The sequence below is a fragment of the Leclercia adecarboxylata genome (assembly GCF_006171285.1).
Lineage (GTDB): Bacteria > Pseudomonadota > Gammaproteobacteria > Enterobacterales > Enterobacteriaceae > Enterobacter > Enterobacter barmai.
Genome location: NZ_CP040889.1, coordinates 1364892 through 1378833 on the forward strand (window position 1 = coordinate 1364892; position 13942 = coordinate 1378833).

Consider the following 13942-nt stretch of genomic DNA (forward strand, 5'->3'; position numbering starts at 1 on the left):
CCGAATTTATAAAGGTGAGAGTTACATGCCGGTAATTAAAGTACGTGAAAACGAGCCGTTCGACGTAGCACTGCGTCGCTTCAAGCGTTCATGCGAGAAAGCAGGTGTTCTGGCTGAAGTTCGTCGTCGTGAGTTCTATGAAAAACCAACGACTGAACGTAAGCGCGCTAAAGCTTCTGCTGTGAAACGTCACGCGAAGAAACTGGCTCGCGAAAACGCACGCCGTACTCGTCTGTACTAATCTATTGAGGACGCACGTCCTCAATTGTCAGACAGAGTAGTAGTCGTAAGGCCGTGCTTCCGGAAGGAATGCGCGGCTTGTTTTCGTTTATGAGTCACTAAAAATTCATGGGGCCTATGGCTGGACGAATCCCACGCGTTTTCATTAATGATCTGCTGGCAAGAACCGACATCGTCGATCTCATCGACGCGCGGGTAAAGCTGAAAAAGCAGGGCAAGAACTATCACGCGTGCTGTCCATTCCATAACGAAAAAACCCCCTCTTTCACCGTGAACGGTGAAAAACAGTTCTACCACTGCTTCGGCTGTGGCGCGCACGGCAACGCCGTCGACTTTTTGATGAACTATGACAAGCTCGAGTTTGTTGAAACCGTCGAAGAACTGGCTGCCATGCACAACCTTGAAGTGCCGTATGAAGCAGGCAGTGGGCCAAGTCAGATAGAGCGTCATCAGCGACAAACGCTGTATCAGCTGATGGACGGCCTGAATTCGTTTTACCAACAGTCTCTTAAGCAACCTGCTGCTGAGCCTGCGCGTCAGTATCTGAACAAGCGCGGACTGAGCGACGATGTCATTGCGCGTTTCGCTATTGGTTTCGCCCCTCCCGGCTGGGATAACGTGTTAAAGCGTTTTGGCGGCAATAGCGAAGATCGTAAATCTCTCATCGACGCGGGCATGCTGGTCACCAACGACCAGGGACGTAGCTATGACCGCTTCCGCGAGCGGGTGATGTTCCCCATTCGCGACAAGCGTGGCCGGGTAATTGGTTTTGGTGGCCGCGTGCTGGGTGATGCCCTGCCGAAATACCTCAACTCCCCGGAAACCGATATTTTCCATAAAGGCCGCCAGCTGTATGGCCTGTATGAAGCCCAGCAGAATAACGCTGAACCGCAGCGGCTGTTGGTGGTCGAAGGCTATATGGATGTGGTGGCGCTGGCGCAGTTCGACATTAACTATGCCGTTGCGTCGCTGGGTACCTCCACCACCGCTGACCATATTCAGCTGCTGTTCCGGGTGACCAATACGGTCGTCTGCTGTTACGACGGCGACCGGGCCGGACGCGAAGCCGCCTGGCGAGCACTGGAAACGGCATTACCGTACATGACCGACGGGCGCCAGTTGCGCTTTATGTTCCTGCCCGACGGCGAAGACCCGGATACGCTGGTGCGTAAAGAGGGCAAAGCGGCATTTGAAGCACGGATGGAGCAGGCTCAGCCGCTCTCCACGTTTCTGTTTAACAGCCTGATGCCGCAGGTGGATTTGAGCACCCCGGATGGCCGTGCGCAGCTCAGTACGCTGGCGCTGCCGTTAATCACTCAGGTGCCCGGCGAAACGTTACGCATCTACCTGCGCCAGGAGCTGGGTAAGAAACTCGGCATTCTGGATGACAGCCAGCTTGAACGTTTAATGCCAAAACAGGCTGAAAGCGGAGCGGTTCGCCCTGCCCCTCAGCTAAAACGCACAACCATGCGTATACTGATAGGACTGCTGGTACAAAACCCGGAACTGGCCCCACGCGTGCCGTCTCTGGAGGGTTTGAACCATGAAAAGCTGCCCGGACTTGGCTTATTTGCAGAACTGGTCAACACTTGTTTGTCACAGCCAGGTCTGACCACCGGACAACTTTTAGAGCACTATCGCGGAACAAAAGCGTCCGCAACCCTTGAAAAACTGTCGATGTGGGACGATATAGCAGATAAAGAGATTGCTGAAGAGACCTTCACCGACTCGCTCAACCATATGTTTGATTCGATGCTTGAACTGCGCCAGGAAGAGTTGATTGCTCGCGAGCGCACACAGGGTTTAAGCAGCGAAGAACGCCGGGAGCTCTGGATGATTAACCAGGAACTGGCGAAGAAATAAATTTAACGGCTTAAGTGCCGAATATCGTTCGGGTAGATCCCGACAGCCGCACTGAGAGGCAGCGGCAAAAATACAAGTACGCCCTCGCTTTAAAGGTTGGCTGCAGCACCGCCGACACCAATCAAACGAATAAGTGTGGATACCGTCTTATGGAGCAAAACCCGCAGTCACAGCTGAAACTTCTTGTCCAACGTGGTAAGGAGCAAGGCTATCTGACCTATGCCGAGGTCAATGACCATCTGCCGGAAGATATCGTCGACTCCGATCAGATCGAAGACATCATCCAAATGATCAACGACATGGGTATTCAGGTGATGGAAGAAGCCCCTGATGCCGATGATCTGTTACTTGCTGAAAACTCAAACAACACCGACGAAGATGCAGAAGAAGCTGCTGCACAGGTTCTGTCGAGCGTTGAATCTGAAATCGGCCGCACCACCGACCCGGTTCGCATGTACATGCGCGAAATGGGTACCGTTGAACTGTTGACCCGCGAAGGCGAAATTGACATCGCAAAACGCATCGAAGACGGGATCAACCAGGTTCAGTGTTCCGTTGCCGAATACCCGGAAGCGATCACCTATCTGCTCGAGCAGTACGATCGTGTGGAAGCGGAAGAAGCTCGCCTGTCCGATCTGATCACCGGTTTTGTCGATCCGAACGCGGAAGAAGACATGGCCCCTACGGCGACTCACGTCGGTTCTGAACTGTCTCAGGAAGAGATGGATGATGATGAAGACGAAGAAGACGAAGATGGCGATGACGACAGCAGCGATGACGACAACAGCATCGACCCTGAACTGGCTCGCGAGAAGTTCGGTGAACTGCGCACGCAGTATGAAGTCACCCGCGACACCATCAAAGCCAAAGGCCGCAGCCACGCAGCCGCTCAGGAAGAGATCCTGAAGCTGTCTGAAGTGTTCAAGCAGTTCCGTCTGGTGCCAAAACAGTTCGATTACCTGGTTAACAGCATGCGCGTGATGATGGATCGCGTACGTACCCAGGAACGCATCATCATGAAGGTGTGCGTTGAACAGTGCAAAATGCCGAAGAAGAACTTCATCACCCTGTTCACCGGCAACGAAACCAGCGAAACCTGGTTCAACGCGGCTATCGCGATGAACAAGCCGTGGTCTGAAAAACTGCGCGACGTGGCTGACGACGTCCATCGTGGCCTGCAGAAGCTGCAGCAGATTGAAGAAGAGACCGGCCTGACCATCGAGCAGGTTAAAGACATCAACCGTCGTATGTCCATCGGTGAAGCGAAAGCCCGCCGTGCGAAGAAAGAGATGGTTGAAGCGAACTTGCGTCTGGTTATCTCCATCGCCAAGAAGTACACCAACCGCGGTCTGCAGTTCCTGGATCTGATTCAGGAAGGCAACATCGGTCTGATGAAAGCGGTTGATAAGTTCGAATACCGTCGTGGTTACAAGTTCTCCACCTACGCGACCTGGTGGATCCGTCAGGCTATTACCCGCTCTATCGCGGATCAGGCGCGCACCATCCGTATTCCGGTGCATATGATTGAGACCATCAACAAGCTCAACCGTATTTCTCGCCAGATGCTGCAGGAGATGGGCCGCGAGCCGACGCCGGAAGAGCTGGCCGAGCGCATGCTGATGCCGGAAGACAAGATCCGTAAGGTGCTGAAAATCGCTAAAGAGCCAATCTCCATGGAAACGCCAATCGGCGACGATGAAGATTCGCATCTGGGTGATTTCATCGAGGATACCACCCTCGAGCTGCCGCTGGACTCTGCCACCACCGAGAGCCTGCGTGCCGCCACCCACGACGTTCTGGCTGGCCTGACCGCCCGTGAAGCGAAAGTCCTGCGTATGCGTTTCGGTATCGATATGAACACCGACCACACGCTGGAAGAAGTGGGTAAACAGTTCGACGTTACCCGCGAACGTATCCGTCAGATCGAAGCGAAGGCGCTGCGTAAACTGCGCCACCCAAGCCGCTCTGAAGTGCTGCGTAGCTTCCTGGACGACTAATCCAGGTAAACAGCAAAAAGCTCCCAACCGGGAGCTTTTTTTTGGCTTTTTTCCCTCTCCCCTATGGGGAGAGGGCCAGGGTGAGGGGACTTAAAGCCCCCGCGTCACCAGCGCCTGGTCCAGCTCCCGGTACGCCTCCACCAGCTTCTCCAGCGTCGCCCTGTTCAGCCCGCTCGGATTAGGCAGTACCCACACCTGTGTCACGCCGATAGTGATCTTCTGCTTCCCCCACTGCACCCCACGCTGGCTGAACGCCTGCTCGTACGCCTGCTTGCCGAGGATCGCCAGCGCCGCGGGCTGATAGTCCTCAATCTTCTTAATTAACTCCCGTCCGCCGCTGCGCAGCTCATGCAGGTCCACCTCGCTCGCCTGCACCGTCGGGCGCTCCACCAGCATAGTGATGCCGCAGCGGGTATCCAGCAGCTGCTGCTCCTCTTCCGGCTTGAGTAACTTATCGGTAAAGCCAGCCTGGTAGATCACCTTCCAGAAGCGATTACCGGGGTGCGCAAAGTGAAAACCGGTGTGGGCAGAGGACTTGCCCGGATTGATGCCGCAGAACACAACCCGCAGGCCTGGCGCAAGGATATCGCTGATCATTTTTACTCCCGATGAATAGATCACTTTGAAAGTATAAAAGATTGAAAATGCGTTGTTTATAAAAACAGCAGGCAGGTGCGTATGGCTGGATTGCCGCGAGGAGTTACTTTATAATCCTCCGCCACGGCCCCTTAGCTCAGTGGTTAGAGCAGGCGACTCATAATCGCTTGGTCGCTGGTTCAAGTCCAGCAGGGGCCACCAAATATCAAGGGCTTAGATAAGCAATTATCTAAGCCCTTTTTTATGGGTTCAGGTAAGCCATCACCCCTGTTCGGCGTTCCTCGCCTCATACTGCGGCGGCGGTTTACGGAAACGCTGAGTCAGATACGCCAGATACAGCATGCCCAGCGCAGCCCATATCAGTCCCAGCGTCAGGGACGTTGCTTCAAGGTTGACCCACAGCACCCCTACCGTCACCGCACCAATCAGCGGCAACAGCAGATAATGGAAGCGATCTTTCCAGGTTTTGTTATAACCCTTACGCCGCCAGAAGTGGTTGTAAACCGACAGGTTTACGAAGGTAAAGGCCACCAGCGCGCCAAAGTTGATCAGCGCCGTGGCGGTCACCAGATCAAAGAACAGAGCCGACAGCGCCACAATGCCCACCATGATCACGTTCAGCGCCGGGGTACGCCATTTGGGATGGATATAACCAAACACGCGCTCCGGGAAAACGTTGTCACGTCCCATCACGTACAGCAGGCGCGATACGCTGGCGTGCGATGCCAGCCCGGAGGCCAGGGTGTTAACGAAAGTGGTACACAGGAAGATCGACTGGAACAGCTTACCGCCCACATAAAGGGCAATCTCCGGCAGCGCAGCATCAGGATCTTTAAAGCGGCTGATGTCCGGGAAAAAGAGCTGCATTGCGAAAGAGGCGACGATAAAAATTAGCCCGCCGTACAGTGCCGTCAGAAATATCGCTTTCGGGATCACCCGTGCGGCATCCGGCGTCTCTTCGGAAAGCGTAGTTACGGCGTCGAAACCCAGGAACGAGAAACAGACGATGGTCGCCCCGGTGATGATCGGGATCAGGTGCGCATTCTCGCTGATAAAAGGCCTGAGCGACCAGACGGTCCCGACCCCTTCCCCTTTGTGCAGCCCCTGAACCACCAACACCACAAACACCACCATGATGGAGACCTGCACCAGCACAAACAGGGTATTAAAGTTCGCCACCAGGCTGACGCTCTTCAGATTCGCGGCGGTCAGAATGGCGACAAAAGAGACCACCCAGATCCACGGCGGAACTTCGGGAAACATCGCTGAGAGGTAAATTTTGGCCAACAGCACGTTAATCATCGGCAGGAAGAGATAATCGAGCAGCGATGACCATCCCACCATAAAGCCGACGTGGGGGCTGATCGATTTTTGCGCGTAGGTATAGGCGGAGCCCGCCTCCGGGAACTGGCGCACCAGCTTGCCGTAGCTGATGCCCGTAAACAGCACCCCCGCCAGCGCCAGCAGATAAGAGGCCGGAACATGACCGTTGCTGATGCCGGACACAATGCCGAAGGTATCAAACACGGTCATCGGCGTCAGATAGGCCAATCCCATCATGACCACCTGCCACAGCTTGAGCGATTTACGCAGCCGGGGCTTACTCGCTTCTGAGGCGATATTTAATGAGGTGTTAATAGCCATAGAGGTTCACCCCCATGCTGGCGGGGATCTGTCGGCGCGTCGTCCTGACAACAAACCTGCTTAGCAAGGGGGTAAAGCATAAATAGAAGGAGACAGCGTACCGGCGGGCGGCGCGTTCGCACTCATGGCCCCCCTCTCCCTGCGGATAGACAGATATCTGCATCATCTCAATTCCTCATCACACAATGTGTCGTTAACAGAACCCCGCAGCGCCCATATGCAGACCGCGGGGCGCTTTTTCAGGCGTTTTTAAGCATCCACTCGATTTCGGTTTCGGTGATCAGCCGTTCGAATTGCAGCAGTTCGTCGTTCTTACAGGCGTGGTACACGTGGCAGAAACGTTCTCCCAGGCGCTCGCGCAGGGTATCGTTTTGCATAAACTCCCACAGGGCATCGCTCTGGCGGATCGGGAATGGCAGGCCTTCCTGCTCCAGCCCGTTGCCTTCCACCTCTTCATGCAGCGGCAGCGTATTGTCGAGCCCGTGTAAAATACCGGCGAAAATCGCCGCCATAACCAGATAAGGGTTGGCGTCCGCGCCTGCCACCCGGTATTCGACGCGGTGGTTATGGCGATCGCCGCAGGGAATACGCAGCGCCACGGTGCGGTTGTTATGGCCCCATGAAGCCTGGGTCGGCACATACATGCCCGGCTGGAAGCGACGGTAAGAGTTAACGTTCGGGGCCAGCAGCGCCATGGACGCCGGCATCAGGTCGATCATTCCCGCCAGCACCCGCTTCAGCAGGGCAGAATCTTCCCCATCCTCATCCGCCAGGATATTTTCCCCTTTGCTGTTCTGCATGCTGATGTGGATATGCATCCCGCTGCCCGCATGCTCTTCATAGGGTTTGGCCATAAAGGTGGCGTGCATCTTATGCTTCTCGGCCATCAGACGCACCAGACGTTTCAACGCCAGCGCATCGTCGCAGGCGTCCAGCACGTTATCGGTATGGTGGAGGTTGATTTCGAACTGGCCAGGCGAGGCCTCCGCCACCGCCCCGTCCGCCGGGATGAGCTGGAGCTGCGCCAGTTCATCAATGTCGTTCAGCACGTCGGCAAAGTGGTTAAGATTATCAACGGAGTAAACCTGGCTCTGGGTGTTGCGATCGTGAGTGCCCGGTGCGCACGGCGGTTGCAGATAGCCTTCAGCATCGCGTTGACGATCGAGTAAATAGAACTCCAGCTCTACCGCTACCACCGGGAACACGCCGTGCTCGCGAAGCTGCAGCCAGAGGCGGTTCAGCACGTTCCGGGGCTCAACGTCAAAGGGAGCGCCATCTTCATCAACCATGGTCAGTAACACCTGACCGATATACTCCGGGTCAGCCGCGGAGGGCGTTAAGGTCCCCAGTACAGGAACGCAGGTGCAGTCCGGTTCACCCATATCCTGCCCAAGCCCGGCCTCTTCAACCACATTCCCCAGAATATCCATGGCAAACACCGACGCCGGGAAGTAGCACCCTTTTTCCAGCTTGTTCAGTCCAGCGACGGGAATACGTTTACCCCGGAAGCAGCCATTCAGATCGGTCAGCAGCACATCGACATACTGCGTGTTTGGATAACGCTCCAGATAGCGCCTCACCTCATGGCTAAAGGCGCTAACCCATCGCTCTTCCGACTTCTGCACAAAATTCTCTACTTCCAGGATACTGGTTTCCATCATTCACCGCCGTTGTGTTGAGTTTGGACTCTGACTTTCACTGTTAAATATAATGTCCATGACCCAACTTAGTATGCAAATAAATTGTTTGTCAAATGTTAAATTAAGTTTGCAAAGGGCAGATCTCACTGCTAGATTGAGAAAATATTGAACGAAATGGCCGCTTTTACGGCTAGCGCGGTCATAATTTAGTCCACTTTGTGAAGGCGATCATGGAAAATATAATGTACAAACCCGTCATCGGCGTGGTGATGTGTCGAAACAGGCTGAAGGGTCACGAGACCCAGACCCTGCAAGAAAAGTATCTGAATGCCATTATTCATGCAGGCGGACTGCCCATCGCCCTGCCGCATGCCCTGGCGGAACCCGAGCTGCTTGAAGCTCTGCTCCCTACTCTGGACGGCATCTATCTGCCGGGCAGTCCAAGCAACGTACAGCCGCACCTTTATGGTGAAAACGGCGATGAGCCTTACGCCGATCCCGGGCGAGATCTTCTGAGCATGGCGCTGATTGGCGCGGCGCTGGAAAGGCGCATCCCCATTTTCGCCATCTGCCGTGGGTTGCAGGAATTGGTTGTCGCCACGGGTGGGACTCTGTATCGTCGTCTCTTCGAGCAGGCCGACCTGCTTGAACACCGCGAGGATCCTGAGCTGCCGGTGGAATTGCAGTACGCCCCGTCTCATGAAGTTCAGGTCAATGAGGGGGGATTGATTTCTCAGCTGATACCGGGCTGCAACACGTTTTGGGTAAACTCTCTTCATGGACAAGGAGCCAAAACCCTGAGCGATCGCCTGCGCGTAGAGGCCAGTTCTCCGGACGGGCTGGTAGAGGCGATTAGCGTACATCAGCATCCGTTCGCCCTGGGTGTGCAATGGCATCCCGAATGGAACAGCAGCGAATATGCCCTGTCTCGACTGCTGTTCGAAGGATTTATCACCGCCTGTCAGCGCTACGCCGCCGAAAAGCAGCGGCTCTGACCACTACCGTTAAGGAAATGCAAATATGAGCGATGACGGCCTGGCGCCAGGAAAACGTCTGTCAGAGATCCGCCAGCAACTGGGTCTTTCACAGCGTCGTGCCGCCGAACTGTCTGGTTTAACACATAGTGCCATCAGCACCATAGAGCAGGACAAAGTCAGTCCTGCCATCAGTACGCTGCAAAAGCTGCTGAAGGTTTATGGGCTGTCGCTCTCGGAATTCTTTTCTGAGCCAGAAAAACCTGATGCACCGCAGGTGGTGATCGATCAGGACGATCTTATCGAAATGGGCAGTCAGGGTGTTTCGATGAAGCTGGTTCATAACGGGGATCCGAACCGTACGCTGGCAATGATTTTTGAAACGTACCAGCCAGGAACCACAACCGGAGAGAGGATCAAGCATCAGGGTGAAGAGATAGGCACCGTACTGGAGGGTGAAATCATGCTGACGTTTAATGGTCAGACTTATCACCTGGTTGCCGGACAAAGCTATGCCATTAACACCGGCATACCGCACAGCTTCAGCAACACCTCGGCAGGGATTTGCCGAATTATCAGTGCCCACACCCCTACCACATTCTGATTTCTGGCCTGAGATATTCTCAGGCTTTCTTCAGGCCAACGCCGCCGGGTTTATTATTTCCGGCGGCGTGAAGAAAACGCAAATAAACACGTTCTCGCGGCGGGAAATGTATTTCCCGGCGGCCCCGAATAATACGCGCAAATAACTTAGCGCTTAATCCGGCACAGACAGGTTATTCATCCTGGGACGCCCCACGGCTGTGTATTGCCTGAACAGGCCGAATTTACTTTATCTGGTTACGCTACGAAGGAGTTTATATGGATTTTCAGCACCTGAGTTACTGGCAGAATAAAGCCAAAAGTCTGGAAATAGAGACCCGACTTTTTATTAACGGCGACTACTGCGACGCCGCCGATAATAGCACCTTTGAGACCCTCAACCCGGCGGCGGCGCAACCCCTGGCGCAGGTAGCCCGGGGCAAAAAAGCCGATGTCGATCGGGCGGTGCAGGCTGCCCGCCAGGCCTTTGATGACGGCGCATGGTCCCAGGCCTCCCCGGCAAAACGCAAAGCGGTGCTCTACGCCTTCGCCGAACTGATGGAGCAACACCGGGAAGAGTTAGCCCTGCTGGAAACCCTCGATACCGGCAAGCCCATCCGCCACAGCCTGCGCGACGACGTTCCCGGCGCGGCGCGGGCCATCCGCTGGTACGCCGAAGCGCTGGATAAAGTCTATGGCGAAGTCGCCCCTACCGGCGCGGGTGAACTGGCGATGATCGTCCGGGAGCCCATCGGCGTGGTGGCCGCCGTGGTGCCGTGGAACTTCCCCCTGCTGCTGGCCTGCTGGAAGCTCGGCCCGGCGATGGCGGCGGGTAACAGCATCATCCTGAAGCCTTCCGAAAAATCCCCCCTCACCGCCCTGCGCCTCGCCGCACTGGCAAAAGAGGCTGGATTGCCCAACGGAGTATTCAACGTTATCAGCGGCTTTGGTCACGAGGCGGGCCAGGCGCTGTCGCAGCACCCGGACGTGGACGTGATGACCTTTACCGGCTCCACGCGCACCGGCAAGCAGCTGTTAAAAGATGCGGGCGAGAGCAACATGAAGCGCGTCTGGCTGGAGGCGGGCGGCAAAAGCGCCAACATCGTCTTTGCCGACTGCGCGGATCTGGACCAGGCGGTGAGCGCCACGGCGGCAGGCATTTTCTACAACCAGGGGCAGGTCTGCATTGCCGGAACGCGCCTGCTGCTGGAGGAGAGCATCGCCGACGCATTCCTGGAAAAGCTCAAACAGCAGGCCCGCAACTGGCAGCCAGGCGACCCGCTCGATCCCAACACCACGCTCGGAACGCTGATCGACGCCAGCCATGCAGATACGGTCCACGGCTACATCCGGGCAGGCAGCGAGCACGGCACCCTGCTGCTGGACGGGCGCAACACCCCCTGGTCTGCCGCCATCGGCCCGACCGTCTTTGTCGATCTCCCTGCGAATTCCCCTCTGCATAAAGAGGAGATCTTTGGCCCGGTGCTGGTGGTCACGCGCTTTAAAGATGAAGACCAAGCCCTGGCGCTGGCCAACGACAGCCAGTACGGCCTGGGTGCCGCAGTCTGGACCCGGGATCTCTCCCGCGCCCACCGACTCAGCCGCCGCCTGAAGGCCGGATCCGTCTTCGTGAACAACTACAACGACGGCGACATGACCGTGCCTTTCGGTGGCTACAAGCAGAGCGGCAACGGGCGGGATAAGTCGCTGCACGCGCTGGAAAAATTCACCGAACTGAAAACCATCTGGATTGATCTGGAGCTTTGATCATGACCGAACATACCACCAGTTATTACGCAGACAGCGCCAACCCGCATGAACCCTATCCGACGCTGAGCGAATCCATCACCTGCGACGTCTGCGTCGTCGGTGGCGGCTATACCGGCCTCTCTTCCGCCCTGCATCTGGCGGAAATGGGCTTTGACGTTGTCGTGCTGGAGGCGGCGCGGATCGGCTATGGCGCCAGCGGGCGCAACGGCGGCCAGCTGGTTAACTCCTACAGCCGCGACATCGACGTGATAGAGCGAACCTACGGCCCGGACACCGCCAGAATGCTCGGCGACATGATGTTCGAAGGCGGGAACATCATTCGCGAACGCATCAAACGCTACCAGATCCAGTGCGACTACCGTCCCGGCGGCCTGTTCGTGGCGCTCAACAACAAGCAGCTCGATACGCTGGAAGAGCAAAAGGAGAACTGGGAGCGCTACGGCAACAACCAGCTGGAGCTGCTGGATGCCCGCGCGATCCGTCGCGAAGTGGACAGCGATCGCTACGCGGGTGCCCTGCTGGATCACAGCGGCGGCCATATTCATCCCCTGAACCTGGCCCTCGGTGAAGCCGACGCTATCCGTCTGAACGGCGGAAGGGTGTTTGAACAATCCCCGGTGACCCGCATTCAGCACACCAGCCCGGCGGTGGTAAGTACCGCCCAGGGCCAGGTGACGGCACGCTATGTGATCGTCGCCGGCAACGCCTATCTGGGCGATAAGCTGGAGCCTGAGCTGGCGAAGCGCAGCATGCCCTGCGGGACCCAGGTGGTCACCACCGCGCCGCTCTCTGAGGATCTTGCCCGCTCGCTGATCCCGAAAAACTACTGCGTCGAAGACTGTAACTATCTGCTGGATTACTACCGTCTGACCGCCGACAACCGCCTGCTCTACGGTGGAGGGGTGGTCTATGGCGCCCGCGATCCTGCCGACGTGGAGCGGCTGGTGATGCCCAAACTGCTGAAAACCTTCCCGCAGCTGCAGGGGGTGAAAATTGACTATCGCTGGACCGGCAACTTCCTGCTGACGCTGTCGCGGATGCCGCAGTTTGGCCGCCTCGATAACAACATCTATTACATGCAGGGCTACAGCGGTCACGGCGTGACCTGTACCCATCTGGCGGGGCGGCTGATTGCCGAGCTGCTGAGCGGGGATGCGCAGCGCTTTGACGCCTTCGCGAATCTGCCGCACTACCCCTTCCCGGGTGGCCGGAGCCTGCGTATTCCCTTCACCGCGATGGGGGCGGCTTACTACAGCCTGCGCGATCGTCTCGGTATGTAATCACACCATTCCAGTAAACCATTTTCAGCAAGGGGACAGATCATGAGTAACAATGAATTCCATCAGCGTCGTCTTTCCGCCACCCCACGTGGCGTGGGCGTGATGTGTAACTTCTTCGCCCGTTCAGCGGAAAACGCCACGCTGACCGACGTGGAGGGGAATGACTATATCGATTTCGCCGCCGGGATCGCGGTGCTGAACACCGGCCATCGCCACCCGGAGATGGTGGCGGCGGTTGAAGAGCAACTGCACCACTTCACCCACACGGCCTACCAGATCGTCCCTTACGAGAGCTATGTGACGCTGGCGGAGAAGCTGAACGAACTGGCCCCGGTACGCGGCCCGGCCAAAACGGCGTTCTTTACGACCGGCGCCGAAGCGGTTGAAAACGCGGTCAAAATCGCCCGCGCCCACACCGGTCGTCCCGGGGTTATCGCCTTCAGCGGCGGGTTCCATGGCCGTACCTACATGACCATGGCCCTGACCGGCAAAGTCGCCCCGTACAAAATCGGATTTGGTCCTTTCCCGGGCTCGGTCTATCACGTGCCTTACCCGTCAGCGCTGCATGGCATCACCACGCAGGATGCCGTCGCGGCCATCGAACGTCTGTTTAAAGCGGATATCGAGGCGACGCAGGTAGCAGCCATTATTTTCGAACCGGTGCAGGGCGAAGGCGGGTTCAACGTCGCGCCACCTGAGCTGGTGGCGGCCATCCGCCGCATCTGCGATGAGCACAGTATCGTAATGATTGCCGATGAGGTGCAAAGCGGCTTCGCCCGCACCGGCAAGCTGTTCGCGATGGATCATTACGCTGACAAACCCGACCTGATGACCATGGCGAAAAGTCTGGCGGGCGGGATGCCGCTCTCCGGCGTGGTGGGTAACGCGCAGATCATGGATGCGCCAGCCCCGGGCGGACTGGGGGGAACCTACGCCGGTAATCCGCTGGCCGTGGCCGCCGCGCACGCGGTGCTGAAGATCATCGACAGTGAGGGGTTGTGCGCCCGTGCCCAGCAGCTGGGTGAACGCCTCGCCGCTACGCTCGAGGAGAGCAAAGCCTGGTGCCCTGGACTTGTGGCGGTACGCGGAGTGGGCTCGATGATCGCCGCGGAGTTCAACGATCCCGACAGCGGCCAGCCCTCTGCCGCACTGGCGCAAGCCATCCAGAAGAAAGCGCTGGAGCAGGGCCTGCTGCTGCTGACCTGCGGTCAGTATGGCAACGTGATCCGCTTCCTCTATCCGCTGACCATCCCGGAGGCGCAGTTCAACCAGGCGCTGACGATTTTACAGCAGGTCACGCGCGGTTAAGCCATTGTGTGCCGACGTCATACGGACGTCGGCATTACCGCCAGCCT

At 57.1% G+C, this 13942-nt stretch carries 12 protein-coding genes and 1 tRNA gene; 9 read left to right on the plus strand and 4 right to left on the minus strand.

The genetic code is table 11. The annotated features are described in order from the left end of the window. Positions 1-25: 25 nt before the first annotated feature. The 3 genes from rpsU to rpoD all read left to right on the plus strand — a co-directional run bounded on the left by rpsU (position 26) and on the right by rpoD (position 4100). Positions 26-241 carry a 30S ribosomal protein S21 gene (rpsU, locus tag FHN83_RS08250; protein WP_001144069.1) on the plus strand — a complete coding sequence of 72 codons (216 nt, stop codon included), beginning with the start codon at positions 26-28 and terminating at the stop codon, positions 239-241. A 116-nt stretch (positions 242-357) separates the two neighbouring features. Then, on the plus strand, positions 358-2103 hold the full coding sequence (gene dnaG, locus FHN83_RS08255) for a DNA primase (RefSeq protein WP_138370252.1): 1746 nt from the start codon (positions 358-360) through the stop codon (positions 2101-2103). A gap of 14 nt (positions 2104-2117) precedes the next feature. Beyond that, entirely contained in the window at positions 2118-4100 is a 1983-nt protein-coding gene (gene rpoD / locus FHN83_RS08260; protein WP_072036725.1) for an RNA polymerase sigma factor RpoD, read from the plus strand. Between the two features lie 90 nt (positions 4101-4190). Here the strand turns inward: rpoD and mug are convergent, their stop codons facing one another. Further along, the gene (gene mug / locus FHN83_RS08265; protein ID WP_039031742.1) at positions 4191-4697 is read right to left on the minus strand and encodes a G/U mismatch-specific DNA glycosylase; all 507 of its coding nucleotides are present in this window, start codon (positions 4695-4697) and stop codon (positions 4191-4193) included. 125 nt (positions 4698-4822) lie between these two features. Between mug and FHN83_RS08270 the strand changes: the two genes are divergently transcribed. Then, positions 4823-4898 (plus strand) — tRNA-Ile (locus FHN83_RS08270). 60 nt (positions 4899-4958) lie between these two features. On the opposite strand, the gene FHN83_RS08275 is transcribed toward FHN83_RS08270, so the two are convergent. The 3 genes from FHN83_RS08275 to FHN83_RS08280 form a co-directional block, all read right to left on the minus strand. Then, positions 4959-6341 carry an APC family permease gene (locus FHN83_RS08275; RefSeq protein ID WP_139563650.1) on the minus strand — a complete coding sequence of 461 codons (1383 nt, stop codon included), beginning with the start codon at positions 6339-6341 and terminating at the stop codon, positions 4959-4961. Continuing rightward, a complete protein-coding gene (locus tag FHN83_RS28210; protein WP_176556487.1) occupies positions 6331-6507 on the minus strand; it encodes a hypothetical protein in 177 nt (58 codons plus the stop codon). Before FHN83_RS28210 ends, FHN83_RS08275 begins: the two co-directional genes overlap by 11 nt. 73 nt (positions 6508-6580) lie before the next feature. Then, positions 6581-7999: a glutamine synthetase family protein gene (locus tag FHN83_RS08280; RefSeq protein ID WP_139563651.1), complete on the minus strand. Its 1419-nt coding sequence runs from the start codon at positions 7997-7999 to the stop codon at positions 6581-6583. A gap of 224 nt (positions 8000-8223) precedes the next feature. Between FHN83_RS08280 and puuD the strand changes: the two genes are divergently transcribed. The 5 genes from puuD (at position 8224) to puuE (ending at position 13895) form a co-directional block, all read left to right on the plus strand. Further along, complete coding sequence (puuD, locus tag FHN83_RS08285) at positions 8224-8976, plus strand: gamma-glutamyl-gamma-aminobutyrate hydrolase (RefSeq protein ID WP_197057144.1); 753 nt, start codon at positions 8224-8226, stop codon at positions 8974-8976. Positions 8977-9001: 25 nt separating this feature from the next. Next, positions 9002-9559: an HTH-type transcriptional regulator PuuR gene (puuR, locus tag FHN83_RS08290; RefSeq protein WP_039031738.1), complete on the plus strand. Its 558-nt coding sequence runs from the start codon at positions 9002-9004 to the stop codon at positions 9557-9559. Between the two features lie 257 nt (positions 9560-9816). Beyond that, positions 9817-11304, plus strand: a complete 1488-nt coding sequence (gene puuC / locus FHN83_RS08295; protein ID WP_139563652.1) for an aldehyde dehydrogenase PuuC — start codon at positions 9817-9819, stop codon at positions 11302-11304. A gap of 2 nt (positions 11305-11306) precedes the next feature. Beyond that, entirely contained in the window at positions 11307-12587 is a 1281-nt protein-coding gene (locus FHN83_RS08300) for an NAD(P)/FAD-dependent oxidoreductase (RefSeq protein ID WP_039031736.1), read from the plus strand. A 42-nt stretch (positions 12588-12629) separates the two neighbouring features. Next, on the plus strand, positions 12630-13895 hold the full coding sequence (puuE, locus tag FHN83_RS08305; RefSeq protein ID WP_139563653.1) for a 4-aminobutyrate transaminase: 1266 nt from the start codon (positions 12630-12632) through the stop codon (positions 13893-13895). Positions 13896-13942 lie beyond the last annotated feature (47 nt).